General features: G+C 68.5%; 21 protein-coding genes. 13 read left to right on the forward strand and 8 right to left on the reverse strand.

What is annotated here, in order from left to right; translation table 11 throughout:
* Window positions 1-60: 60 nt before the first annotated feature.
* The 4 genes from ACM14_RS04800 (at window position 61) to ACM14_RS04815 (ending at window position 6,841) form a co-directional block, all read left to right on the forward strand.
* A complete protein-coding gene (locus tag ACM14_RS04800; RefSeq protein WP_065345495.1) occupies window positions 61-786 on the forward strand; it encodes a FecR family protein in 726 nt (241 codons plus the stop codon).
* Window positions 787-1,160: 374 nt separating this feature from the next.
* Entirely contained in the window at window positions 1,161-3,566 is a 2,406-nt protein-coding gene (locus ACM14_RS04805) for a TonB-dependent siderophore receptor (RefSeq protein WP_254662001.1), read from the forward strand.
* A 66-nt stretch (window positions 3,567-3,632) separates the two neighbouring features.
* On the forward strand, window positions 3,633-4,850 hold the full coding sequence (locus tag ACM14_RS04810; RefSeq protein WP_065345497.1) for an efflux RND transporter periplasmic adaptor subunit: 1,218 nt from the start codon (window positions 3,633-3,635) through the stop codon (window positions 4,848-4,850).
* Window positions 4,847-6,841, forward strand: a complete 1,995-nt coding sequence (locus ACM14_RS04815) for an ABC transporter permease (RefSeq protein ID WP_249320406.1) — start codon at window positions 4,847-4,849, stop codon at window positions 6,839-6,841. Before ACM14_RS04810 ends, ACM14_RS04815 begins: the two co-directional genes overlap by 4 nt.
* Window positions 6,842-6,884: 43 nt before the next feature.
* On the opposite strand, the gene ACM14_RS04820 is transcribed toward ACM14_RS04815, so the two are convergent.
* The gene (locus ACM14_RS04820; RefSeq protein WP_065345579.1) at window positions 6,885-7,463 is read right to left on the reverse strand and encodes a TetR/AcrR family transcriptional regulator; all 579 of its coding nucleotides are present in this window, start codon (window positions 7,461-7,463) and stop codon (window positions 6,885-6,887) included.
* An 85-nt stretch (window positions 7,464-7,548) separates the two neighbouring features.
* Here ACM14_RS04820 and ACM14_RS04825 point away from each other — a divergent pair, with 85 nt between their 5' ends.
* Entirely contained in the window at window positions 7,549-8,016 is a 468-nt protein-coding gene (locus ACM14_RS04825; RefSeq protein WP_046240238.1) for a nuclear transport factor 2 family protein, read from the forward strand.
* 123 nt (window positions 8,017-8,139) lie between these two features.
* Window positions 8,140-8,727, forward strand: coding sequence for a peroxiredoxin (locus ACM14_RS04830; RefSeq protein WP_065345499.1), 588 nt, complete (start codon window positions 8,140-8,142; stop codon window positions 8,725-8,727).
* Window positions 8,728-8,745: 18 nt separating this feature from the next.
* On the opposite strand, the gene ACM14_RS04835 is transcribed toward ACM14_RS04830, so the two are convergent.
* Together ACM14_RS04835 and ACM14_RS04840 are read right to left on the reverse strand one after the other, a co-directional pair.
* Entirely contained in the window at window positions 8,746-9,120 is a 375-nt protein-coding gene (locus tag ACM14_RS04835) for a DUF779 domain-containing protein (RefSeq protein WP_065345500.1), read from the reverse strand.
* A gap of 67 nt (window positions 9,121-9,187) precedes the next feature.
* Window positions 9,188-10,711, reverse strand: a complete 1,524-nt coding sequence (locus tag ACM14_RS04840) for an aldehyde dehydrogenase family protein (protein ID WP_012207447.1) — start codon at window positions 10,709-10,711, stop codon at window positions 9,188-9,190.
* A gap of 322 nt (window positions 10,712-11,033) precedes the next feature.
* Between ACM14_RS04840 and ACM14_RS04845 the strand changes: the two genes are divergently transcribed.
* On the forward strand, window positions 11,034-12,995 hold the full coding sequence (locus ACM14_RS04845) for a sigma-54-dependent Fis family transcriptional regulator (RefSeq protein WP_065345501.1): 1,962 nt from the start codon (window positions 11,034-11,036) through the stop codon (window positions 12,993-12,995).
* 15 nt (window positions 12,996-13,010) lie between these two features.
* Here the strand turns inward: ACM14_RS04845 and ACM14_RS04850 are convergent, their stop codons facing one another.
* Window positions 13,011-14,429, reverse strand: a complete 1,419-nt coding sequence (locus ACM14_RS04850; RefSeq protein WP_065345502.1) for an RtcB family protein — start codon at window positions 14,427-14,429, stop codon at window positions 13,011-13,013.
* A 163-nt stretch (window positions 14,430-14,592) separates the two neighbouring features.
* Complete coding sequence (locus tag ACM14_RS04855; protein WP_254662002.1) at window positions 14,593-15,327, reverse strand: IclR family transcriptional regulator; 735 nt, start codon at window positions 15,325-15,327, stop codon at window positions 14,593-14,595.
* Between the two features lie 100 nt (window positions 15,328-15,427).
* Here ACM14_RS04855 and ACM14_RS04860 point away from each other — a divergent pair, with 100 nt between their 5' ends.
* A complete protein-coding gene (locus ACM14_RS04860) occupies window positions 15,428-16,615 on the forward strand; it encodes a M20 family metallopeptidase (RefSeq protein ID WP_043822119.1) in 1,188 nt (395 codons plus the stop codon).
* A gap of 50 nt (window positions 16,616-16,665) precedes the next feature.
* Window positions 16,666-17,670 carry a tripartite tricarboxylate transporter substrate binding protein gene (locus ACM14_RS04865; RefSeq protein WP_065345503.1) on the forward strand — a complete coding sequence of 335 codons (1,005 nt, stop codon included), beginning with the start codon at window positions 16,666-16,668 and terminating at the stop codon, window positions 17,668-17,670.
* Window positions 17,671-17,686: 16 nt separating this feature from the next.
* Here ACM14_RS04865 and ACM14_RS04870 read toward each other — a convergent pair whose 3' ends face one another.
* Window positions 17,687-18,541 (reverse strand): LysR substrate-binding domain-containing protein, encoded by an 855-nt coding sequence (locus tag ACM14_RS04870; RefSeq protein ID WP_063328323.1) that lies wholly within the window; start codon window positions 18,539-18,541, stop codon window positions 17,687-17,689.
* A 131-nt stretch (window positions 18,542-18,672) separates the two neighbouring features.
* Between ACM14_RS04870 and ACM14_RS04875 the strand changes: the two genes are divergently transcribed.
* Both ACM14_RS04875 and ACM14_RS04880 read left to right on the forward strand, forming a co-directional pair.
* Window positions 18,673-19,086: a VOC family protein gene (locus ACM14_RS04875; protein ID WP_012207434.1), complete on the forward strand. Its 414-nt coding sequence runs from the start codon at window positions 18,673-18,675 to the stop codon at window positions 19,084-19,086.
* Window positions 19,083-20,063, forward strand: coding sequence for a glyoxylate/hydroxypyruvate reductase A (locus ACM14_RS04880; protein WP_065345504.1), 981 nt, complete (start codon window positions 19,083-19,085; stop codon window positions 20,061-20,063). The genes ACM14_RS04875 and ACM14_RS04880 overlap by 4 nt, the downstream gene beginning before the upstream one ends.
* A gap of 17 nt (window positions 20,064-20,080) precedes the next feature.
* Here the strand turns inward: ACM14_RS04880 and ACM14_RS04885 are convergent, their stop codons facing one another.
* A complete protein-coding gene (locus tag ACM14_RS04885) occupies window positions 20,081-20,971 on the reverse strand; it encodes a LysR substrate-binding domain-containing protein (protein ID WP_065345505.1) in 891 nt (296 codons plus the stop codon).
* A 156-nt stretch (window positions 20,972-21,127) separates the two neighbouring features.
* Here ACM14_RS04885 and ACM14_RS04890 point away from each other — a divergent pair, with 156 nt between their 5' ends.
* The gene (locus ACM14_RS04890) at window positions 21,128-21,523 is read left to right on the forward strand and encodes a RidA family protein (RefSeq protein WP_065345580.1); all 396 of its coding nucleotides are present in this window, start codon (window positions 21,128-21,130) and stop codon (window positions 21,521-21,523) included.
* 86 nt (window positions 21,524-21,609) lie between these two features.
* Here ACM14_RS04890 and ACM14_RS04895 read toward each other — a convergent pair whose 3' ends face one another.
* Entirely contained in the window at window positions 21,610-22,554 is a 945-nt protein-coding gene (locus ACM14_RS04895) for a LysR family transcriptional regulator (protein WP_013800697.1), read from the reverse strand.
* Window positions 22,555-22,709: 155 nt separating this feature from the next.
* Here ACM14_RS04895 and ACM14_RS04900 point away from each other — a divergent pair, with 155 nt between their 5' ends.
* A complete protein-coding gene (locus ACM14_RS04900; RefSeq protein ID WP_065345506.1) occupies window positions 22,710-23,570 on the forward strand; it encodes a fumarylacetoacetate hydrolase family protein in 861 nt (286 codons plus the stop codon).
* The last annotated feature ends 5 nt before the right edge of the window (window positions 23,571-23,575 follow it).

Genomic DNA, 23,575 nt, shown 5'->3' on the forward strand with positions numbered 1-23,575 from the left:
AGGCCGGCGCCGCAGCCAAGCAGTGCTGCAGGGGCCGCGGACCGGCCGCGCAGACCCGCCATGGCATCGGCCTTCGCCGCAGCACTGTTCGCCGTGGTCGCCGCCGGGTACGGCTGGCACCGCTGGGACAACACCGCCAGCTATGCGGTCGATATCGCCACCGCTCCCGGCGAACTTCGCCGCATCGACCTGCCCGATGGATCGCAGGTGGCGCTCAATGCCAACAGCCGACTTCAGGTGCGCTACTACCCCCGCCGGCGCGAAACCGTACTCGACCAGGGCGAGGCCTTCTTCCAGGTCGCGGCGGATGCCGGCAAGCCCTTCACCGTGGACAGCAGCGGCAGCCAGGTGCGCGTCGTCGGCACCGCATTCAATGTGCGGGCAGGCCCGCCGGAATTCGTGGTGCAGGTGCAGGAAGGGCGCGTCGAGGTGCGCTCAAAGACCCATCCCGAAGCCCCCGTGCTCGCCATGGGCCCGGGTGCGGGTGTGGCCATCGATCCCGCCAGCGGGCGCCGCCGCAGCCTTTCATTGGCAACGCAAGACGTTGCGCAATGGCGGACCGGGCAGATCTACTTCAAGCGCGCCACGCTTCGGCATGTGGCGGATGAACTGTCGCGCTACCTCGGCCAGCCGGTGGAGATAGAGAGCCCTGCGCTCCAGGCCGTGACTGTTTCGGGCCTGCTTGCGCTGGAGGAGCCGGAACGCTTCCTCCTGGCCCTGCCCAGCGTAGCCAGCGTGCGCGTGCAGCGGCGCGCCGAGGGTGGCTGGCTGATCGGTTCTCGTTGAGATACAAATTGTTTCATTCTGTCGGGTTCTCTGGTTTTGCCTTTTCCTGCTTCTTCATGGGTAGGGGCGAGGAATTTCTGCGCCCCGGGGCTGCCAGCCACGGAAATGAGCAATCACCGCTTTCTGATTGATTCCCAGCCAACGGCCGCAAGCAAGCGGCATCCCCGCGCAGTTGGCTGTCCTCTACGCCCCCGCCTGATCTGGCAAGCGGGCGTACCCGCCTTCCTGCCCTGGGCCTGCCGTCGTCGTACGCACAAGGAATCCAGGAGCTACAGGTCATGTACCAAGGTCAGTCGAGGGAACGTTTCGAGAACAACAATGGGAAGCTGGCCGCGCACCGTGCGCGGTCTGTCCGCACACAGGAGTGCGGCCCTGTGCTGCGGCCCAGCCTGGTGGCGGTGCTCGTGTCGGCAGCGGTAGCCGTGATGGCCGTCAGCCCCGGCGAGGCGCTGGCCCAGCCCGCCGCCTCCATGGAAACCCGCCAGCCCTTTCACATCGCGGCCCAGCCCCTGCTCGAAGCCCTCAAGGCATTTGGCCGCCAGACGCAAGCGCAGGTGCTCTTTGATGACGGGCTGGTCGAGGGGCGCCAAGGCGCAGCAGTCAGCGGCAATCTCAGTGCCCGCGAAGCCTTGGCAAGACTGCTGGCTGGAACGGGCTTGGCCGCCGTCAGCACGCAGCCCGGCACCTTCACCATCCAGACAGCAGCGGCTGCTGCTTCCAAGGTGACTTTGGCGGAAGTGAGGGTGACGGCGCAAGCCGATGCCAATGGAGCGACCGAAGGCACCGGCTCCTACACCGCGGACCGGGTGCGCACTGCCACCAAACTGGACCTGTCCATCCGCGAGACGCCGCAATCGGTCAGCGTGGTGACGCAGCAGCAGATGCGCGATGCCAACATGCAGTCGCTCGACGACGTGACCGATGCCCTTGTGGGTGTCACCTACAGCCAGCTGGGCACCGAGCGCTCGTACTTCTATTCCAGAGGCTTCCAGGTCACGGACCTGCAGATCGATGGCCTGTCCACCAGCATGGCCGAGAGCTTTTCGGCCGACGCCATGTCGCTCAACAACATGGCGATCTACGACCGGGTGGAGGTGGTGCGCGGCGCCAACGGCCTGCTCCAGGGCTCGGGCAACCCGTCGGCCGTCATCAACCTGGTGCGCAAGCGGCCGACGCGCGAGTTCCAGATGAGTGCCGAGGTCGGCGCCGGCTCCTGGGCGGACTACCGGGCGCAGTTCGACGTATCCGGCCCGCTCAATGCCCAAGGCACCGTGCGCGGCCGCGCCGTGCTGCTCAACAACCAGTCCAACAGCTTCAGGCAGGGCGCCGAGGCCGACAACCGGATGCTCTACGCCATCGTGGAGACCGACCTGGGCGCCGCCACGACGGCCAGCCTCGGCTTCAGCGCGCAGCGCGACAACCACCAGGGCTACGACTGGGGCGGCTTCAACACGCGGGAAGATGGCTCGTTCTACCCCCTGGACCGCTCGGCCTCGCAAGCAGGTCCCGACGCGCATCTGAACCGGGACAACTACACCGTCTTCGGCGACGTGAAGCACCGCCTGGGCAATGGCTGGAACCTGGCTGCCGCCTTCAACGCGGTGCGTTCCAAGGCCAGCTTCGTTGCCAATTACCCCGCACGGATCTCGGGCGACAGCCATGCCCTGACCTGGGTGGACGCGGAGTACACCGACAAGCAGTTCGCCTTCGACCTGCATGCCACAGGCCCCTACACCCTGTTCGGCCGCCAGCACCAGCTCATGCTGGGCCTGAGCACGCGCAGGGACAACTTCGACTACGACATCTACGCGCCCCGGGGCTCGCAGACGATAGACGTCACCGGCTTCGACTTCTCCTCGATCCGGGCGCCGGGCTTCAGCAGCACGCCCTCCGTCTATGCGCTGGAGCGCAACGAGAAGGGCGCTTCCATCGCCACCCGTCTGCGCGCCACAGAGGCGCTGAGCTTCATCGTCGGCAGCCGGTTGAGCTGGTCGGACTATTCCTCCCGCAGCCCGTACACCACCGCATCGTTCGACTCCGGCCGGCAGTTCATTCCGTATGCGGGCGTGGTCCATGACCTGAGTCCTGCGCATGCGCTCTACGCCAGCTACACCGACATCTATTCGATCCAGCAGTACTACAGCCCGAGCGGCCTGCTCGACCCGGTGAAGGGCAAGAACTACGAAGCCGGAGTGAAGAGCCAGTTCTTCGACGGCCGCCTGCAGACTGCGCTGGCCGTGTTCCAGACCGACCAGCTGAACCTGCCGGTGGCCCTGAGCATGGCCTCGACCTGCGGGCTCAGTGGCGGCGCCCGCTGCTACACAGAGGGCGCCAAGGTACGCAACCGTGGCATCGACCTGGAGGTCACGGGCTCGCCCGCACCAGGCTGGAACGTTGCCGCCGGCTTCACCTTCAGCGACCCGAAGTACGTGGCCGGCCCCAATGCGGGCAAGCACTACAACACCACCTTGCCGCGCAAGGTCTTCAAGCTGTCCACCGACTACCGCCTGCCCGGTGGACGGTGGCGTGTGGGCGGCAGCGTGCAGGCACAGAGCGCCATGTCGCACGACGGTGCCGGGTTTCGCATCCAGCAGGGCGGCTACACGCTGCTGAACCTGCATGCGGGTTACCAGTTCACCAGCCGCCTGCGGCTGCAGGTGAACGTTCGCAACGCACTGGACAAGCACTACTACCAGACCATCCCGACCAACAACAACTACGGTGGCGTCTTCGCCGGCACGCCACGCAGCTTCGCGGTGACCCTGCGCTATGACTACTGACCGGCGGGACGGAAAGCACGACGACATGCGCCGTAACGCCACATCGAGTTGCGAGGCTGCCCGGTGATGCCGCCGCACTCCACGCAGCGCCGGTGGCGGCACGGCGCGGGCAGGCTCGCCCTGGCGATCCTGATTCCGGTGGCCGCTGCCGCGGGTTGGCTCCTGCTGCGGCCGGATTCATCGCCGCGATGGCAGACGGCCACGGTCGGCCGCGGCGACATCGAATCGAGCGTCGCGGCCATCGGCACCTTGCAACCCGTGCGTTCGGTGGACGTGGGCGCCCAGGTATCAGGCCAGATCACCCATATCCACGTGCAGCCGGGCGATACGGTCCGCAAGGGCCAGTTGCTGGCCGAGATCGACGCCAGCGTGCTGGCGGCCACCGTGGAGGCCGGACAGGCCCGGATTGCCAGCCTGCGTGCCCAGCTGGACGATGCACAGGCCCAGGCGGAGCTGGCCGGCCAGCAGTACAGCCGCCAGCAGCAGATGGCGCGTGATGGAGCCACCCGGCTGGAGGACGTGCAGACGGCCGCCGCCATGCGGCGCTCGGCGCGGGCCAAGGTGGCGCAGTACGAGGCCACGATTCGCCAGACGGCTGCCAGTCTGCGCGCCGACGAGGCGCGGCTGGGCTACACGCGCATCTACGCACCCATTGAAGGCGTGGTGACAGGCATCGACGTCAAGGAAGGCCAGACGCTGAACGCCACCTACCAGACGCCCGCGGTGCTGCGCATTGCCGACCTTTCGCGGATGACGGTGTGGACCGAGGTGTCCGAGGCCGATATCCGCCATGTCAAGGTGGGCCAGGCTGCCTACTTCACCACGCTCGGAGGGGACAGGCGCCGATGGAGCGGCAAGGTGCGGCAGGTGCTGCCGGCCCCGCCCGTGCAATCCGGTGCCGGTGCCGCCGGTGGCAGCGGCGCTGCTGCGGCGCCCGCCATGAAGGCCGTGCAGTACACCGTGCTGTTCGACGTGGACAATCCCGACGGCGCCCTGATGCCGCAGATGACGGCCCAAGCTACCGTGGTGGCTGCGGCGGCCCAGGGGGTGCTTGTCGCTCCGCTGGCCGCCTTCAAGACCGCCAGCGACCTGCACACCGACAAGACGCACGAGGTCCGCCTGCTTGCCGAGCGGTCACCCGACCAGGTCGTGGAAGTCCGCCGTGTGCGTCTGGGCGTGAGGGACCGCCTTCAGGCGGAGGTGCTGGAGGGGCTGGCCGAAGGCGACCGGATCATCACCGGTGAGACGGCCCCGGCCGCAGGCCCCAGGAGATTGCGGTGGTGACCCCGCTGATCGAACTGCGGGGCATCCGCAAGCGCTATGGCGGCGCCACCACGGGGCGCCCCGTGGTGGAGGTGCTGCACGGCATCGACCTGGCCATCCATGCCGGGGAATTCGTCGCCATCGTCGGCCAGTCCGGCTCGGGCAAGTCCACGCTGATGAACCTGCTGGGCTGCCTGGACCGGCCGAGTCAAGGCACGTACCGCTTCAACGGCCGTGACGTGGCCGACCTGGTCGCCGACGAGCTGGCCTGGCTTAGACGCGAGGCCTTCGGCTTCGTGTTCCAGGGCTACCACCTGATCGCCACCGACTCCGCGCAGGAGAACGTGGAGATGCCGGCGATCTACGCCGGCAAGACCGGGGCCGAGCGCGCAGAACGTGCAGGCGTGCTGCTGGGACGCCTGGGGCTTGCCGGCAAGCTGCACCTGCGACCCAACCAGCTGTCCGGAGGACAGCAGCAGCGCGTCTCCATCGCCCGGGCGCTGATGAATGGCGGGCGCATCATCCTGGCCGACGAGCCCACGGGCGCGCTGGACAGCCAAAGCGGCGCCGAGGTCATGGCGCTGCTGCACGAGCTGGCGGATGCCGGCCACACCATCATCCTGATCACCCACGACCGCGAGGTGGCGGCACAGGCCCGGCGCGTCGTGGAGATCCGCGACGGGCGCATCGTCGGCGACGTCCGGGAGAGCCGCGCTGCGTCAGGCCAGGCCGCGTCAGGCCGAGCCGCGTCAGACCTCGCGCTCGCGGCCATCCCCGCGCCCGGCGGGGCACGGGCGCGGCTGGAGCCGGGCACGCCGCTGCTGCCGGACCTGCGCGAGGCGCTGCGATCGGCCTGGCGCTCCATGCGCATCCACCGCTCGCGCACCGCACTGACCTTGCTGGGCATCGTCATCGGCGTGGCCTCGGTCATCGTGATGCTGGCCGTGGGCATGGGAGCGCGCGAGGACGTGGTCGCGCGATTGGGCGCGATGGGCTCGACCGTCATGTACATCAACAACCGCCCGCCACCGCAGGGTGGTCCGCAGGGCGTGACGACCCTGGCCGACCTCGAAGAGATAAAGAAGCTGCCGGAAGTGGCGCACGCCATGCCCGTGGCGCGCGACCCGGCCATGCTGCGACATGGCAACTTGGCCTGGCAGGCGGACACCATCGCGGCCACCCATGCATGGCCGTCCATCCATCACTGGCCGGTGGCAGAAGGCCGGTTCTTTACCGAGGCGGAAGACGAACAGCTGGCGCCGGTGGTCGTGATCGGGCAGAAGGTGCGCGAGCGGTTCTTCGAAGATGAATCGCCGCTGGGCAGGCAACTTCTCATCGGCAATACGCCGTTCCAGGTGGTCGGCGTCATGGCGGCCAAGGGCGCTGGCGATGGCGGCAGTTCGCAAGACGACCTGGTGGTGGTGCCCTACCGCTCGGGCATCCTGCGCGTTTTTCCGAACGGTCGCAGCTTCGATCCGCACTACACGGTGGTCCAGGCGCGGGATTCGCCGAGCGTGCTGCCGGCGCAGGCGGCCATCGAGGCGTTGCTGCGCTTGCGCCACGGACGCGAGGATTTTTTCGTCGCCAACGCAGCCGCGCGTTTGCAGGCGCAGGCCCAGGCACAGGATTCGATGACGACGATGCTCAGCCTGATCGCCGCCGTGTCCCTGCTGGTGGGCGGCATCGGCGTGATGAACGTCATGCTCATGGCGGTGAAGGAGCGCACGCGCGAGATTGGCATCCGCATGGCGACCGGGGCGCGCCAAAGGGACATCCAGCGACAGTTCCTCACCGAGGCCGTGCTGGTGACCATGGTCGGCGCAACCGCCGGCGTCGTGGCGGGGGTGGCCATCGGGGCGGGTCTCATCGTCTGGGGCAGCGAACTGGTCTTCTCGGCGAGAGCCATGCTGCTGGCCTTCGGCTGTGCGGTGGCGACGGGCCTGGTGTTCGGCTTCATGCCGGCCCGGCAGGCGGCAAGGCTCGATCCTGTCGTTGCGCTGGCAGGGGAGTAACGAGGCCCGGTGCGGAACTTGCGCAACGGATGCCTGAGCCTCCTCAAGACCCGGGGTGGCTCACAACCCCCGCTGCCGCTGCCTTGAAGTTCTCCATGACTTCATCGATCGGCTGACCCATTTGCGCATGGACGATGGCGCCGTCCGCCACCAGGGTGAGCGCAGCGCCCACGGACACGGGATGGCCACCGAACAGGCGATCCAGCACGGACGACATTTCCTGCTTGTGCCGCCGGACCGTCGCCAGGATCTCAGGGTCGGATGAGCCCAGTTCGGCAGCGGCATTGAGAAAGGCGCAGCCCCGAAAGTCGGGCTGGCCGAACCAGCTCCTGAGGGTGGTGGACAGGGCATCCAACGCGGACGAGCCCCCGGCGGTCGCCTGCGCCAGGCTGGCCTGGAACCAGGAAATCCACCGTTCATGGCGGTAGTCGAGGTACGCCCGGATCAGGTCGTCCTTGCTGGCGTACTGGCGGTAGAAGGTGACTTTGCTGACCGACGACCGCTCGATGATCCGGTCCACGCCCGTGGCCCGGATGCCCTCTGCGTAGAAGAGGCCATGGGCTGCCACCAGGATGCGCTCACGGGGGGGCAATGACTCGAAGGATGGCTCGGGAGTTTTCATGAAGACATTGTAGACAGATCGTTCCACCTCCGTTAGAGTGATGCATGTAGACAGATCGTTCTACATCTCTTCAAAAGGTCACATCATGGAAACTCGCCCACCCCTGCCCCCGTTCTCGCTCGCAAGCGCCGTCCAAAAGGTCCGTCTGGCCGAGGATGGATGGAACACACGCGATGCGGCCAAGGTCGCGATGGCCTATACCCTCGACACGAAATGGCGCAACCGGGCGGAGTTCGCCAACAGCCGTGCCGAGGCCCAGGCCCTTCTTGAGAGGAAGTGGAAGAAGGAGCTTGACTACCGGCTGATCAAGGAGCTTTGGCTGTACGCGGAAAACCGGATCGCGGTCCGCTACGCCTATGAGTGGCACGACGATGCCGGGAACTGGTTCCGGTCGTACGGCAACGAGAACTGGGAGTTCGAGGCCGACGGTCTCATGCGCCGGCGCTTCGCATGCATCAACGACATGCCCATCCAGGAGTCGGAGCGCAAGTTCCACTGGCCGCTGGGCCGTCGCCCCGATGACCACCCCGGTCTGTCCGATCTGGGCCTGTAGGCAGCAAGGCCTCGGGCCACGCCCCAGGTGTCGAATCCCTGCACTGATCCACGGCAAATGCGCCAGGGGCCCGGGCCGATTGGCCACAATGGGGCATCCCGTTCCAGGCTCAGGAGGCCATGCATGTCCGATATCCGCTGCGGCGATTCCATCCACCCACGCGCATCCCTGGGCCACCGCTGCGCGCGCGTAGCCGCTCCCCTGCTGGCGGCGCTGCTGCTGTCGCCGCTGGCCCAGGCCGCGCTTAAGGTGGGCGACAGCGCGCCGCGCTTCACCACGCCGGCAGCGGTGGCGGGCAAGGCCTTCGATTTCGACATGGCCGCCACGCTCAAGAAGGGGCCGGTGGTGCTGTATTTCTTCCCCAAGGCCTTCACCCAGGGCTGCACCATGGAAGCCCACGCCTTTGCCGAGGCCACGCCGCGTTTCGCGGCCATGGGCGCCACGGTGGTGGGCATGTCGCATGACGACATCGATACGCTCAAGCGCTTTTCCACCGAGGCCTGCCGCGACCAGTTCGCCGTGGCATCGGACCCGCAGGCGCAGACCATCCGCGCCTACGACGCCTCGGCCGCCGCCGACCCCCAGCGCGCCGACCGCATCTCCTACGTGATCGGGCAGGACGGCAAGGTCCGCTTCGTGCACATGGGCTCGGACCCGGACGAGCATGTGCGCCAGACCGAGGCCGCGGTCAAGCGGCTGACCGGAAAGTAGCCCGCCGCGCGGCCCCTGTCAGGGGCCGTTGCCCTCGCTGGCCAGGATCTCGTCGTATTCCTCGTCCGTGAACAGCCTGGAGCGTGTGTGGAAGGCCTTGCCCGTGCTGCCCTCCAGCGAGAAGGTGCCGCCCTGGCCCTCGATCACATCGAGGATGAGCTGGGTGTGCTTCCAGTATTCGTACTGCGACTTGCCGATGTAGAAGGGCGCGCCGCCCACCTGGCCCAGCAGCACGTCCTGGGCGCCTATCGTCAGCTCGCCGGGCAGGTAGCAGTTGGCGGCGCTGTTGTCGCAGCAGCCGCCGGACTGGTGGAAGAACACCGGCCCGTGCTGCGCCTGCAGGTCGGCGATCAGCGCCAGCGCGGCGTCGGTGGCAATCACTTTGTCAACCATGGGTTGGTCCTTTCCTGGGCGGCCGGCCGCGCTGTGCGCCGCCGGCCGCATTCACCTGGGAAGAACTTCAGAAGAAGCCCAGCTTGTTCTCGCTGTAGCTGACCAGCAGGTTCTTGGTCTGCTGGTAGTGGTCCAGCATCATTTTGTGGGTCTCGCGGCCGATGCCCGATTCCTTGTAGCCGCCGAAGGCCGCATGCGCCGGGTAGGCGTGGTAGCAGTTGGTCCACACGCGCCCGGCCTTGATGGCGCGGCCCATGCGGTAGGCCACGTTGCCGTTGCGGCTCCACACGCCGGCGCCCAGGCCGTAGAGCGTGTCGTTGGCAATGGCCAGGGCCTCGGCCTCGTCCTTGAAGGTGGTCACGGCCAGCACGGGGCCGAAGATTTCCTCCTGGAAGATGCGCATCTTGTTGTGGCCCTTGAACAGCGTGGGCTGCACGTAGTAGCCGCCTTCCAGGTCGCCGCCCAGGTGGGCCTGGCCGCCGCCGGCCAGCACCTCGGCGCCCTCCTGCTTGCCCAGGTCCAGGTACGACAGGATCTTGGTGAGCTGCTCCTTGGACGCCTGCGCGCCCATCATGCTGTCGGTGTCCAGCGGGTTGGCATGCCGGATGGCGGCCACGCGTTGGAGCACGCGCTCCATGAAGCGGTCGTAGATGCTTTCGTGGATCAGCGCGCGGCTGGGGCAGGTGCAGACCTCGCCCTGGTTGAAGGCGAACAGCACCAGCCCTTCGACGGCCTTGTCGAGGAAGGCATCGTCCTTGTCCATCACATCGGCGAAGAAGATGTTGGGCGACTTGCCGCCCAGCTCCAGCGTGGCCGGGATCAGGTTGTTGGCCGCGGCCTGGGCGATCACGCGGCCCGTGGAGGTGGAGCCCGTGAAGGCGATCTTGGCGATGCGCTTGCTGGTGGCCAGCGGCATGCCGGCCTCGCGGCCGAAGCCGTTGACGATGTTCAGCACGCCGGGCGGCAGCAGGTCGGCAATGAGCTCGGCCAGGATCAGGATGCTGATGGGCGTGGACTCGGCCGGCTTGAGCACCACGCAGTTGCCCGCGCCCAGCGCGGGCGCCAGCTTCCAGGCCGCCATGAGGATGGGGAAGTTCCAGGGAATGATCTGGCCCACCACGCCCAGCGGCTCCTGGATGTGATAGGCCACCGTGGTCTCGTCGATATGGCTGAGCGCGCCTTCCTGGGCGCGCACGCAGCCCGCGAAATAGCGGAAATGGTCCACGGTCAGCGGGATGTCGGCATTCAGCGTCTCGCGGATGGCCTTGCCGTTGTCCACGGTCTCGGCATAGGCGAGCAGCTCCAGGTTGGCCTCGATGCGGTCGGCGATCTTCAGCAGGACGTTCGCACGCTCGGCCGCGCTGGTGCGGCCCCAGGCGTCGCTGGCGGCATGGGCGGCGTCCAGCGCCAGTTCGATGTCTTCGGCCGTGGAGCGCGCGGCGCGGGTGTAGACCTTGCCGCTGATGGGGGTGACCACGTCGAAGTACTGCTCCTTGACCGGAGGTACGAACCTGCCGCCGATGAAGTTGTCGTAGCGGGCCTTGTAGGCGATCTTGGCGCCAGCGGCGCCGGGTGCTGCGTAGACGGTCATGCTGCTTGTCTCCTGAGGATGCTTATGGGTCTGTTGTGATCGGGTGTGGATCGGCATATCCGGCCATGGCCGGACGGCAGACATGATTCAAAAGCCGTGCCAGCCTGCAGGCAGCAGGGCAGGTGCCCGCAAAGGCACGCGGGACGTGGCTGCTGCGGGTATTCCCGTGCGCGTTCGCCCTGTGCCGTGACGTTCCGCAACAGGACAACTGTCCAGAAATGGAACAGTCGGGCGCCTGGCCTGCCACTTGGCTTGCCCGGTGCCCGCCGGCCCCGCATACTGGTCTGCAACGTGGCGCAATGACGCCCGAGCAGGAGACAGCATGCAATCGAGAGCCTCCCTTGTGGCCTTGCGCCAGGCCCGTCACAGCCTGATGGAGTCAGGCCTGTGCCCCAGCGGCCTGGTGGACGAGCGCCTGGCGCGCTCGTGGCAGCGCTGCATCGAGCAGGGACTGCGTCCCACAGGACGGCTGGGCGCCGCCGACAACCTGGAGCAGCACGCGCTGGGCGTGCTGCGCAGCCGCCACCATGCGCTGCTGGCGCATTCACGGCCCGTCATGGAATACCTGTCCGAGCAGGTGCGCGGCAGCCAGAGCGTGGTGGTGCTGGCCGGCCCCTGCGGCACCCTGGTGGATACCTGCGGCGACCCCTTCTTTCTGGGCAAGGCCGAGCGCGTGGCCCTGGCCAGCGGCGCGTCCTGGCATGAGGCGCAGCGCGGCACCAATGCCATCGGCACGGCACTGGCCGAGATGGACTCCATCGAAATCCAGGGCGGCGAGCATTTCCTGGAGCGCAACGGCTTTCTCACCTGCGCGGCGGCGCCCATCCTGTCGGGCACGGGCCAGCTGCTGGGTATCCTGGACATCTCCAGCGAACATGGCCGGGGCAGCCCGCACACGCTGGGCCTGGTCGGCACGGCGGCCCGCATGATCGAAAACCGCCTCATGGCCTGCGACGGCCAGCGCCACATCCGCCTGCACCTGCACGCGCGGCCCGAAGGCATTGGCACGGTGGCCGAAGGCATTGCGCTGATCTCCGCGGACGGATGGCTGGTGGGCGCCAACCGCGCCGCGCTGGCCCTGCTGCGCCTGTCGCGGGGGCAACTGGGCAGCGTGTCGCTGGAGCAGGTGCTGGACGCCGGCCTGGAGGAGCTGCTGTCACGCCAGCACCGCCAGCCCGATGCGGCCCAGCCGCTGCGGCGCCATGACGGCACGGCGCTGTTCGGCCAGCTGGTGCCGGACCGGCGCACGGTCCGGTCCTCGGTCGTGGAGCGGGTTGCAGAACAACAGCAACAGCAACAGGCGCCGCAGCAGCCGGCGCGCGATGCGCTGGCGCGGCTGGACACGGGCGATGCGCGGTGGCGTGCGGCGGCGGACAAGGCCCGGCGCGTGCTGGGCAAGCCGATTGCGCTGCTCATCCAGGGCGAGTCCGGCGTGGGCAAGGAATGGTTTGCGCGCGCGGCCCACGACAGCGGGCCACGCCGCGACGGCCCCTTCGTGGCCATCAACTGCGCGGCCATGCCCGAGTCGCTGATCGAGGCCGAGCTGTTCGGCTACCGCCAGGGCGCCTTCACGGGCGGGCGGCGCGAAGGACAGGCGGGCCTGCTGCGCCAGGCGCACGGCGGCACCCTGTTCCTGGACGAGATCGGCGACATGCCGCTGTCGCTGCAGACCCGGCTGCTGCGCGTGCTGCAGGAGCGGCAGGTGGTGCCGCTGGGCGGTGGCACGCCCGTTGCGGTCGATTTCGCGCTGGTCAGCGCCTCCAACCGCAGGCTGCGCGAGGATGCCGACCAGGGGCGTTTTCGTGCCGACCTGTACTACCGCATCAACGGCCTGGCCGTGGAGCTGCCTCCGCTGCGCGAGCGCGGCGACTTCGAGGCGCTGGCCGCGCGCATGCTGGCCGACATCGAACCCGCGCGCCCGCTGCGCATGGCGCCTGCCCTGCTGGCGCAGCTGGCCGGCCATGGCTGGCCCGGCAATCTGCGCCAGTGCGCCAGCGTGCTGAGAACGGCCTGCGCCATGCTCGACCCCCATGAGGACTGCCTGCAGTGGCAGCATCTGCCCGACGACTTCCAGGCCGAGCTGGCGCAGACCGCCCGCAGCGGCCCCCGGCTCGACGCTGCGCCGCAGAGCCTGGATGAACTCTCGCGCTCGGCCGTGCGGCAGGCGCTGGAGAACTGCCGGGGCAATGTCACCCAGGCCGCGCGCATGCTGGGCATCAGCCGCCAGACGCTGTACCGCAAGCTGGCCCAGGACCGTGCGGCGGACGGCTTGCGACTGCAGTGAGGCGCCTGCCGGTGCTCAGGCCTTGAAGGTGATCCAGGGCCTGAGCTTCACGGCGGCGTGGATCAGGCCGGCCGCCTCCTGCGACTCGATGACCGGGCCGATGGGCTTGTAAGCCTCCGGTGCCTCCTCGATGCGGCGCTCCTCGCGCAGCGTCACGCATTGCCAGCCCTGTTCGGCCGCACGGCCTGCATGTGCCTCGGGGCGCAGTGCGCGCACGGCCTGGCGGCGCATGCGCCGCCCCGCGCCATGGCTGCAGGACCAGAGCCAGTCGGCCGCGCCCAGGCCCGTGACCAGGTAGGAGGCATCGCCCATGGACCCCGGGATCAGCGCGAAGTCGCCCTCGTTGGCCGGCGTGGCGCCCTTGCGGTGGATGTTCATGCCGCCTTGCTGCAGGACCACGTTGTGCGGCACATCGACCACCAGGCGCGAATCCGCTGCGCCCACGATCTGCTCCAGGTCCTTGCGCACCAGCTCGGCCAGCACCACGCGGTTGGCCCAGGCATAGCGCGCCGCCACGCCCATGGCCTGCAGGTACTCGCCGGCCAGCGGACCCGACAGGCCGTACAGGCCGCTGGCCGGGTGCTTCACGCCTTGCGGCCACTCGGCCCGGGCGCGGTCCATCCAGGCCTGGCCCACGTAAAAGCCCAGGTCGCGCGAGCCGCTGTGGATCATCACTACCACGTCGCCCGCGCGCAGTCCGGCGCGGTAGGCCGCGTGGCGGTCCAGCACCTCGTCGACCACCTGCAGTTCCACGAAATGGTTGCCCGATCCCACCGTGCCCAGGCACGGGTCGCGGAACACGGCATGGCGCTCCTGCAGATAGGCATGGGGCGCGTGGCGGGCGCTGCCAGCGAAGCTGTCCAGGCCGATGCAGGCGGCCAGCTCGCGGTGCAGGCGGTCCCTGTCGACATGGCCCCACAGGCCCTGGCCGCTCAGCCGGTCCACAAAGGCGGCCGGCCCGTGGTCGAACAGCGCGCGGAAGGCGGCCGTGGTCACGGGCACGTCGCGCCCGCTGCCCAGCAGGCTGGCGGTCAGCAGTTCCACCAGCCGGCCCTTGTGCGGCGCCAGCTGGTCCAGCCGGGCGCCCGTGGTCAGCAGGCGCACGCTGCAGTTGATGTCCGTGCCGATGGCGGCCGGAATGACGAAGTCCGATGGCGTGGCCACCACGCTGCCCACGGGCGCCACCGTGCCCGGATGGAAGTCGGGCGTGGCGCAGGCGCGGCAGACGGCGCCGTGGCTGCCCTGGCCGTCATGCCGGCGCACAGCCGCAAAGGCCAGCAGCTGGCGCACGGCCTTGTCCTCCAGGGGAAGGCTGTCGGGAAGAAGAATGTGGGCCTCGGCCTGGCCATCGCGCACGTGGTAGATGCCGTCGCGATAGTCGAGAGAGATGCCCGTGCGTGCAAAGGCACGCTGGAGTCGTTGAGGAGTGCTCATGGCTGCAGATCCGCGAGGCCTGGTTGGCGCTCGCCGCGTCCGATGGGTGTACGGACGATGAAAGACACCCGGGCGGCAAAGGCCCGGAAAACGTCTTTCCTGCAGCAGCTCGTTCAAGAAAGAAGGGGCGCAGTATAGCGGGATCCGCGCTGAACGGCAGGCGCTACGCGTTGCGCCGCTCGTACTGGGCGATGGCGTTGAGCAGCAGAGGCGAGAACTTCTTCGCGTAGTCGGCACCGCTCCACTGGCTTGACGATCCGCTCAGGTGCAGGGCGCCCAGCGGCACGCCGTCGGCATCGACCACGGCGGCGGCCAGCGCGACCTCGCCCATGATGAATTCATCGACCACCATGGCGTAGCCGCGCTCGCGCACCTTCTTCAGTTCCGCCTGGACGGCCTTGGCCGTGGTCAGCGTCCGGGGCGTGCTGGCCACCAGGCGGCCGGGGGCCAGCAACTGCTCCACCTGCGCCTCGTCCAGCCGGGCCATCACGGCGCGCCCGCCTGCCGTGCATTGCAGGGGCACGCGCCGGCCCACGAGCGAGGCGTGGTAGTGCTCGGTGCTGGTCTGGTGGCGCAGCACGTGCACCAGCCAGTCGCCGTCGCGCAGCGACAGGCTGATCTTCTGCTCCGTGTCCTTGGACAGCTGCAGCAGCAGGGGGTTGAGCGCCTCGGCCAGCGCATGGGTGCGCAGGAAGTGGAAGGTCAGGTCCAGCACGCCCGGGCCCAGCCGGTAGCGGCGGGTCTGGCTGTTTTGCTGCAGGTAGCCCTCGGCGCTGAGGGTGTAGGCGTAGCGCTGGGCGGCGCTCTTGTCCAGGCCGCTGCGCTCCATGATTTCCGTGAGGCTCAGGTCGCCCGCCGCGCCCTTGAAGCAGTCCAGCACGCGGAACGCTTTGCCCACGGAACCCACATACAACGCGTTTTCGATCATCGTTTTACCTGATTGTGAATCTGAAGTATTAAATAACAATACCAACTATTGAAAAATACGGAGGCAGCGGATGCCACAGCAAGCCATTGTCAGTGCGGACCGGGCGGTCGGCGCGTCGGAGTGGATCAAGGGCCAGCGGGAGAACATGCTTTCGCTGCTGGCGGACATCGTCAACATCGACTCGGGCAGTTTCGACAAGCCTGGCGTGGCGCGCGTGTTCCGGCGCCTGGAGGCCTTCTTCCTGAGCCAGGGGCTGCAGGTCAGCCCGCATTTCGTCGATGGCGTGGAGGCCGCGATCTCGGTCACCGTGAACGCGGGCAGCACCGTGGGCAGGCCCGTGCTGCTGATGGGGCACTGCGACACGGTCTTCCCTGAAGGCGAGGCCGCGCGCAGGCCGTTTCGCATCGAAGGCGGCAGGGCCTACGGCCCGGGCGTGGCCGACATGAAGTCGGGCATCGTCATGAACGCCTTCCTGCTGGCTGCGCTGGCCCACAGCGCGGAGCCTGCGCCCGAGGTCACGGGCCTGTTCACCTGCGACGAGGAAATCGGCTCGCCCCTGAGCAAGTCCGTCATCGAGCCCTTTGCGCGCAAGGCGGGCTTTGTTTTCAATGCGGAGCCGGGCCGGCCTTCGGGCAACGTGGTCACGGGCCGCAAGGGCGGCGTGTTCTTCGGCGTGGAGATCGAGGGCAAGGCGGCGCACTCGGGCGCCAACTTCGCCGAGGGCATCAGCGCCATCTCGGAGCTGGCGCACAAGGTGGTGGCGCTGGACGCGCTCACCGACCTGGACAAGGGCGTCACCGTCAACGTGGGCCTGGTGTCGGGCGGCCTGTCGGTGAATACGTCGGCGCCGTCGGCCAAGGCGGCCATCGACCTGCGCATTTTCGACCTGGACCAGCGCGAGTCCCTGGTGGGCCGCATCCGCTGCATCTGCGACAAGTCCTTCATCCAGGGCACGCGCTCCACGCTGAACATCACCGGCGAGTTCCGCCCCTTCGTTCCCACGCCGCAGTCGCAGCAATTGTTCGAGCTGTACCAGGCCGAGCTGGGCGCGCTGGGCCACAAGGCCGAGGGCGAGTTCAGCGGCGGCTGCGCGGACTCGGGCGTGACCTCCAGCCTGGGCGCCATCACGCTGTGCGGCACCGGCCCCGTGGGCGGCAAGTTCCACACCACCGACGAGTACTGCGAGGTGGACACCATCGTCCCGCGCGGCCTGGCGGTGCTCCACACCATTGCGCGCCTGCCCCACGCCCGGTGGTAGGGCGCGCCTGATTCCCGCCTTCCCCTCAAGCCACTGCCTGGTGCACTTTCATGAATCCACTTGCCTTGCCCACACGCCGCTCGCTCCTGAAAATCGCTGCCGGCCTGCCGCTGGCGCCCCTGCTGCTGCAGCCTGCCGCGGCCTCGGCGCCCGGCCCGGTCAGCCTGATGGTGCCCTACCCGGCAGGCGGGCCCAGTGACGTCAGCGCCCGCATCCTGAGCAAGCCCATAGGCGAGGGACTGGCGGCCAAGGTGATCGTGGAGAACCTGGGCGGCGCCACGGGGACGATTGCCGCATCCAAAGTGCTGGGCGCCAGGGCCGATGGCAGCATGTTCTTCCAGGGCACGCAGAACGAACTCATCCTGCCGCCGCTCACCAACAAGGCCGTGCGCTACCAGCCCGATGCGTTCGAGAACCTGCAGTACATCACCGTCACCCACCTGGTGCTGCTGGTGCGTTCTGGCCTGCCGGCCCGGAACATGCAAGAGTTCCTGGCGCTGGCGCGCTCGCGCAACGAAAGCAATTCGCTGACCTACGGCTCCGTGGGCGTGGGCTCGCTCTACCACCTGATCACCGAGTACATGGGCAAGGTGGTGAAGGTGCCGTTCACGCACGCGCCCTATGCGGGCACGGCACCCGTGATCCAGGACCTGGCCGGCGGCCAGATCGATTTCAGCATCATGCCGTTCCAGGCGTCCATGCTGGAGATGATCCGCACCGGCCGCTTCCGGGCGCTGGCCGTGCTGTCGCGCAACCGGCCTGCCGTGCTGTCGGCCGTGCCCAGCATCACCGAAGTGCCGGCGCTGCGCGATTTCGAGTACGCCAGCCTGGCGGGCTACTTCGTCAAGCGCGGCACGCCGCAGGATGTCAAACAGCGCCTGAACCAGGCCATCGGCCAGGCCCTGCTGGACCCGCAGGTCATCGCCAAGCTGGAGGCCGACGGCCGTGACGTCGCCAAGCCCATGGGCCTGGACGATGCGGCGACCGCCTATGCGCGCGAGATCGCCAAGTACCGCGAAATGATCCGCGTCACGGGCTACGTGCAGGCGGATTGAGAACGAAGGCCGCAACCTACGCGAGTGCGCCCTCCAGCAGCTCGGCCATGCGCGGCAGGTCGGGCTCGGCGCTGGTCACCAGCAAGATGGCGCGCTCATAGGCGGCGCCCGCAATGGGCAGCATGCGGCAGTCGCCCATGAAGCGCTCCAGGCCCGTCCAGTGCGGCACCAGGCCCACGCCCATGCCGTCGGCGGCCAGCATGGCAATGGCCTCCAGCGCGTCCAGGTCGCACAGCACCGCAGGCTCCAGCCCCTGGTCGGCCAGCCAGTCGGCCGCATGGCGGCCTCCCCAGGCATCGGGGTCGTAGCGTATGTAGGGCAGGCTGCGCAGCAGCGTGGCAGGCCGGCCGCGTGCCTGGGGCGGGGCCAGCAGCACCAGCGGCTCGCGGCGCAGCTGCACGCTGCGCAGCGCCTTGGGCAGTTCAAAAGGGGGTGCCACGATGACGGCGGCATCGAGCTCGCCGGCCTGCAGCATCTGGAACAGGGCGCGCGAGGTACCCGGCACGATGACGGGCCGGCACTGCGGCGCCGCCTGCGTGAGCTTGCGCAGCGCGGCCGGCAGCATGCCCGTGAGCGCGGTCGAGATGGCGCCGATGCGCAGCGTGCCGGCCAGCCCATCGGCGCTGGCATCGCTGCCCAGCAGCGCGGCCTCGCGCACCAGGCGCCGCGCGCGCGGCAGCAGGGCCAGGCAGGCCTGGGTGGGGCGGGCCGCATGGCCGCTGCGCGAGAGCAGGGCAAAGCCCAGTTCGCGCTCCAGCGCCTGCACGCGCTGGCCCACGGCGGCGGCGGTCAGGTGCTCGGCGCGCGCCGCATCGGCGATGGAGCCGCTGTCCACCACGGCGATCAGGCTCTTGAGATAGCGGGTCTCCAAAAGATTTCCTTGGGGATTGCAAAGAAATCAACGCTATCACTTTTGAAAAGCCTCTGCTAGGCTCGCGCCACCCACGGCAGGCCACGGCCTGCGAGCCTGCCTGCACCACAAGCACAACCAAAGGATCAGCCATGCGCACCAGCTTCCACCTTGCCTACCATGTCCGCGATCTGGACGAAGCGCGCGCCTTCTACGGCACGCTGCTCGGCTGCCAGGAAGGCCGCAGCACCGAGACCTGGGTGGACTTCGACTTCTTCGGCCACCAGATCTCGCTGCACCTGGGCGAGCCCTTCCCGGTCACGAACACCGGCCGCGTGGGCGACCACATGGTGCCCATGCCCCACCTGGGCCTGGTGATGGCCATGGACGACTGGAAGGCCCTGGCCGCGCGGCTGTCCGGCGGCGTGGTGGATTTCGTGCTGCAGCCCGGCATCCGCTTCGAGGGCGAGCCTGGCGAGCAGGCCACCATGTTCTTCCGCGACCCCAGCGGCAATCCCATCGAGGTCAAGGGCTTCGCCGATCTGGACAAGGTTTTTGCCAAATGAGCGGTTCGCTGTCTCCTCGCGCCTCGCTCCCCCCGCTCCCCCCGCTTCCTTTCGTCTGCGCACTCGGCTACCCGGCCGCCCAAGCCTGGCTGCAGGCCCTGCAGGCCGCCCTGCCAGAGGAGCGCGTGGTGGCGCTCGATACGCTGGATGCGGACCAGCGCGCGGCCTGCGAGGTCGCCATCGTCGCCAACCCCCAGCCTGCCGACCTGCGCACGCTGCCGCGCCTGCAATGGGTGCACAGCGTCTGGGCCGGCGTGGAGCGCCTGGTGGCCGACCTGGGCGATACCGACCTGCGCATCGTCCGCCTGGTGGACCCGCAACTGGCCGACACCATGGCCGAGGCCGTGCTGGCCTGGACCCTGTACCTGCACCGCGACATGCCGCGCTATGCCCTGCAGCAGGCCGCGCGCCAATGGCTGGCGCATGACGGCGTGCGCGCGCAGGACAGGACGGTATCGCTGCTGGGCCTGGGCGCACTGGGCGAAGCCAGCGTGCGGCGGCTGCTGGCGGCAGGCTTCAAGGTGCGCGGCTGGAGCCGCACGCCCAGGCAGATGGAAGGCGTGCAATGCCATGCGGGTGATGCCGAGCTGCCCGCCATGCTGGCGCAGACCGACATCCTCGTATGCCTGCTGCCGCTCACGCCGCAGACGCGCGGCATCGTCGGCGCGCAGGCGCTGGCTGCGCTGCCCGCCCATGCCTCGCTGATCAACTTTGCGCGCGGCCCCATCGTGGACGATGCCGCGCTGCGCGCCGCCCTGGACGGCGGCCGCCTGGCCCATGCCGTGCTGGACGTGTTCGACCAGGAGCCCCTGCCAGAATCGTCCTGGCAATGGGCGCACCCCGCCGTGACCGTGCTGCCCCACATCTCGGCACCCACGGACCGCGCGACGGCATCGGCCATCGTGGCGGGCAACATCCGGCGCTGGCGCGCCAGCGGCGAGCTGCCACAGGCGGTGGACGCGGCACGGGGCTACTGAGGGCGGCTACGGTACGGCTATGGCACGGTCATGGACTGGCTTCTGAGCCAGTCCATGACGGCGCGCACATGGGGACCCGGCTTCCGTTGCTCACCCACGGCCAGATGGTAGGTATGGCCGGTGATCGAGGGGCCGAAGGGCTGCAGCAGGTGGCCGGCCGCAATGTCCTCGGCCACCAGGGCCAGGCTCAACAGGGCAATGCCATGGCCGGCAATGGCCGCCTGGATGGCATGGCCCTCATCGGAAAAGCGCAGTTGCCCCGCCGGTGAATTCCAGGCCAGGCCTGCCTCGTCAAACCAGCGCTCCCAGGTGGGATTGCTGGCGTGCGCCGTCTTCCAGTCAAAGCGGATCAGCGGCAGGCGGGCCAGGTCGGCCGGACCCAGCACGCCCAGCCGGGGATTGGCCACGGGCGCAAAGCGGTCGCTGAACAGGGGCTCGGCCACCAGGCCCGGATAAGGGCCGCGCCCGTAGCGCACGGCGATATCGACGGCATGGGAGCGCAGGTCCACCACATCGTCCGAGGCCTGCAGTTGCAGGTCCACCTCGGGGTGCATCGCGCGGAAGCTGGCCATGCGCGGCACCAGCCATTTCACGGTGAACGCATTGGTGGCCGAGATGCTGACCTGGGCGCGCAGGCGCTTTTGCAGCAGGCGCTCCAGCGTGGCGGCAAAGGCGTCGAAACCATCGCGCAGCACCGGATAGAGCTGGGCGCCGGCCTCGGTCAGCACCACCTTGCGTACCTGGCGATCGAACAGCGCCAGGCCCAGCTGTTCCTCCAGCGCGCGGATCTGGTGGCTGATGGCCGTGGGGGTCACTGCCAGGTCGTCGGCGGCCTGCTTGAAGCTGCCCAGGCGGGCGGCGGCCTCGAAGGCGCGCAGTGCGGAAAGCGGCAGCTGATTGCGTTGCATGAGGGCTGGAGGACGCAAGGGTCGGATGAGCAATGGGGTGAGGAAAACTCATCTTATGCCTGACAAATGAACCTTTGTCGAAATCATCCGGCTTCCCTATCGTCCACCCACGCCCCAAGCGCGATCCTGCCGGGGATGGATGAAGGAAATGAAACCATGCTGCACCGTGTCACCACGCAACCCGACCCCTACGAGCCGTTTTTGCTGTCGCAAGGCATTCGCTTTGGCGAGCTGCTGTTCATCTCCGGCCAGGCCGGCGCCGGAGACGATGGCCGCATCGTGCCGGGTGGCTTCCTGGCACAGGGCCGGCAGGCGTTTGCCAATCTGCGCCGCGCGCTGGAGGCGGGCGGCTCCAGCCTGAAGGACGTGATCAAGGTCACCATCTTCGTCACCGACATGGGCCACTTCGACGAGGTGGTCGCCCTGCGCCGGGAGTTCTTCGGCGCCCCCTATCCGGCCGACACGATTGCCCAGATCCAGGCGCTGTACGACCCGGCGGCCATGATCGAGATCGAGGCCATTGCAGCCGTGCGTAATGGCCAGGCCCGCTGACATGGTTGCGGCCGTTCTGTCCCGATGGCCTGGCCACGGCGTTCATGGCCGACGACTGGAGCCGATGGGGCCGATATCTGATCCCTTCAACCGCCGAGCAGTCCCGAGGTGCTCAGCGGCCCCGGCGACAGCTGCTGTCCCCATGCCTGCGTCAAGGCCTCGATGGCATCGCCCACCACGCGGCAGGCCTGGGTGAGCTTGCCGTGCCGGGGCAGAGCCAGCGTCACATGGCGCACCAGGCCGGGGTTGACCAGGCGGCTGGCCTGCAGCCGGCCCTGGCGCAGTTCGGCATCGATGGAATACGGGCCGATCACCGAGTAGAGGCCGGGCGCGTGGGCCACGAGCTCCTTTTGCACGGTCAGCGAGTCGGCCTCGGCGGCCGCCGCGAGCCGAAAGCCGTGGCTGTGCGCGGCCTCATCGAGCGCATCGCGCCAATGGCTGGGGCGGCGCGGCAGCACCAACTGCAGGCCGTCGAGCGCGGCGAACTCCGTGGTGGGCGCCAGGGTCAAGGGGTCGCCAGGGCGCGACACCAGATAGCTGTGCGCGGTGCTCAGCAGCCGCTCGTCGCCGCCGGCCGGGCGCGCGAAGCGAAAGAGGATGGCCAGGTCCACGGCGCCGCTGTCCAGCAGCGCGTCGAGCTCCGTTCCCTGGGCCTCGGTGATGTTCAGGCGTATGCCGGGGTGCTCGCGCTGCAGCCAGTCGAACACATGCGTCATCAGCGGGTGCGCGGCCGAGGGCACGATGCCCAGCCGCACCTCGCCCCATAGCTGGCCTGCGTCCGCACGCAGTGTTTCCTGCAATTGCTCGGTTTCCTGCAGCCAGCTGCGCAGCCGCAGCGCGGCCCGCGCGCCCAGCGGTGTCAGCGTGACGCCCCGGCCCGTGCGCCGCAGCAAGGGGCCGCCCAGAGACGCTTCGAATTCGCTGATCTGCCGGCTGATGTGCGACTGCACGGTGTGCCGCCGTGCGGCGACCTTGCTGATGCTGCCGGCTTCGGAGACCTCGAGGAAGAGCTTGACGCTGGGCAGGTGCATGGTGGTTACCCGGTTGAGGTATGCCTGATGAGGCAATTCTGAAAGCCTGAAATTCTATCTATCCAGATATCAACGGGATTTCTACAGTGCAGTCATGCCTTGCCAATGGCCTTGCCGTGGCAGGTTTTCCAGACACCGAACCTAAGGAAAATCCGTTGAAACTCGCCAGCTTCATCCATGCCGGACAGCCCCGCTACGGGCAGGTTCTGGCCGAGCGCTTCCTGCAGCCGCCCGCCGACTTTCTCGCCCGCCATCCCGACCTGCTGTCCGTGCTGCGCGCACAGGCGCTGGGCGAGCTGGAGCAGGCCCTGCAGGCCGGCGCCGTGTCCGTCGATGCGGCGCAGACCCAGGCGCTGCCCGTCATCCCCAACCCCGGCAAGCTCATCTGCGTGGGCCTGAACTACAAGACCCATGTGGCCGAGACGCGGCGCGCCGACAGCGAGCACCCGTCGCTGTTCCTGCGCTTCAACGACAGCCTGGCCGCCGATGGCGACGAGCTGCTGCGCCCGGCCTTTTCGGAGCGTTTCGACTGGGAGGGCGAGCTGGCCTTCGTCATCGGCCGGGGCGGGCGCCACATTGCAAAGGAAGATGCCTTCGACCACATCGCCGGCTATGCCTGTTTCAACGATGTGAGCGTGCGCGACTGGCAGCGCCATACGCACCAGTTCACGCCCGGCAAGAACTTTCCCGGCACGGCGCCCTTCGGCCCCTGGCTGGTCACGCGCGACGAGGTGGCCGACGTGCGCAGCCTGGCGCTGCAGACGCGCCTGAACGGCAGCGTGATGCAGCAGGCCAGCCTGGGCGACCTGATCTTCGACATCCCCACCATCGTGGCCTATGTGTCGCGCTTCACGCCGCTGTCGCCTGGCGACGTGATCGCCACGGGCACGCCGGGCGGCGTGGGCGACCGCCGCGAGCCGCCTCTGTACATGAAGCATGGCGATGTGGTCGAGGTCGAGATCACTGGGCTGGGCGTGCTGCGCAACCGTATCGGCACTGATAGCGCTGCCGTCTGACTCCG

The sequence above is a fragment of the Delftia sp. JD2 genome (genome assembly GCF_001682645.1).
GTDB classification, from domain to species: Bacteria; Pseudomonadota; Gammaproteobacteria; order Burkholderiales; family Burkholderiaceae_C; genus Comamonas; species Comamonas acidovorans.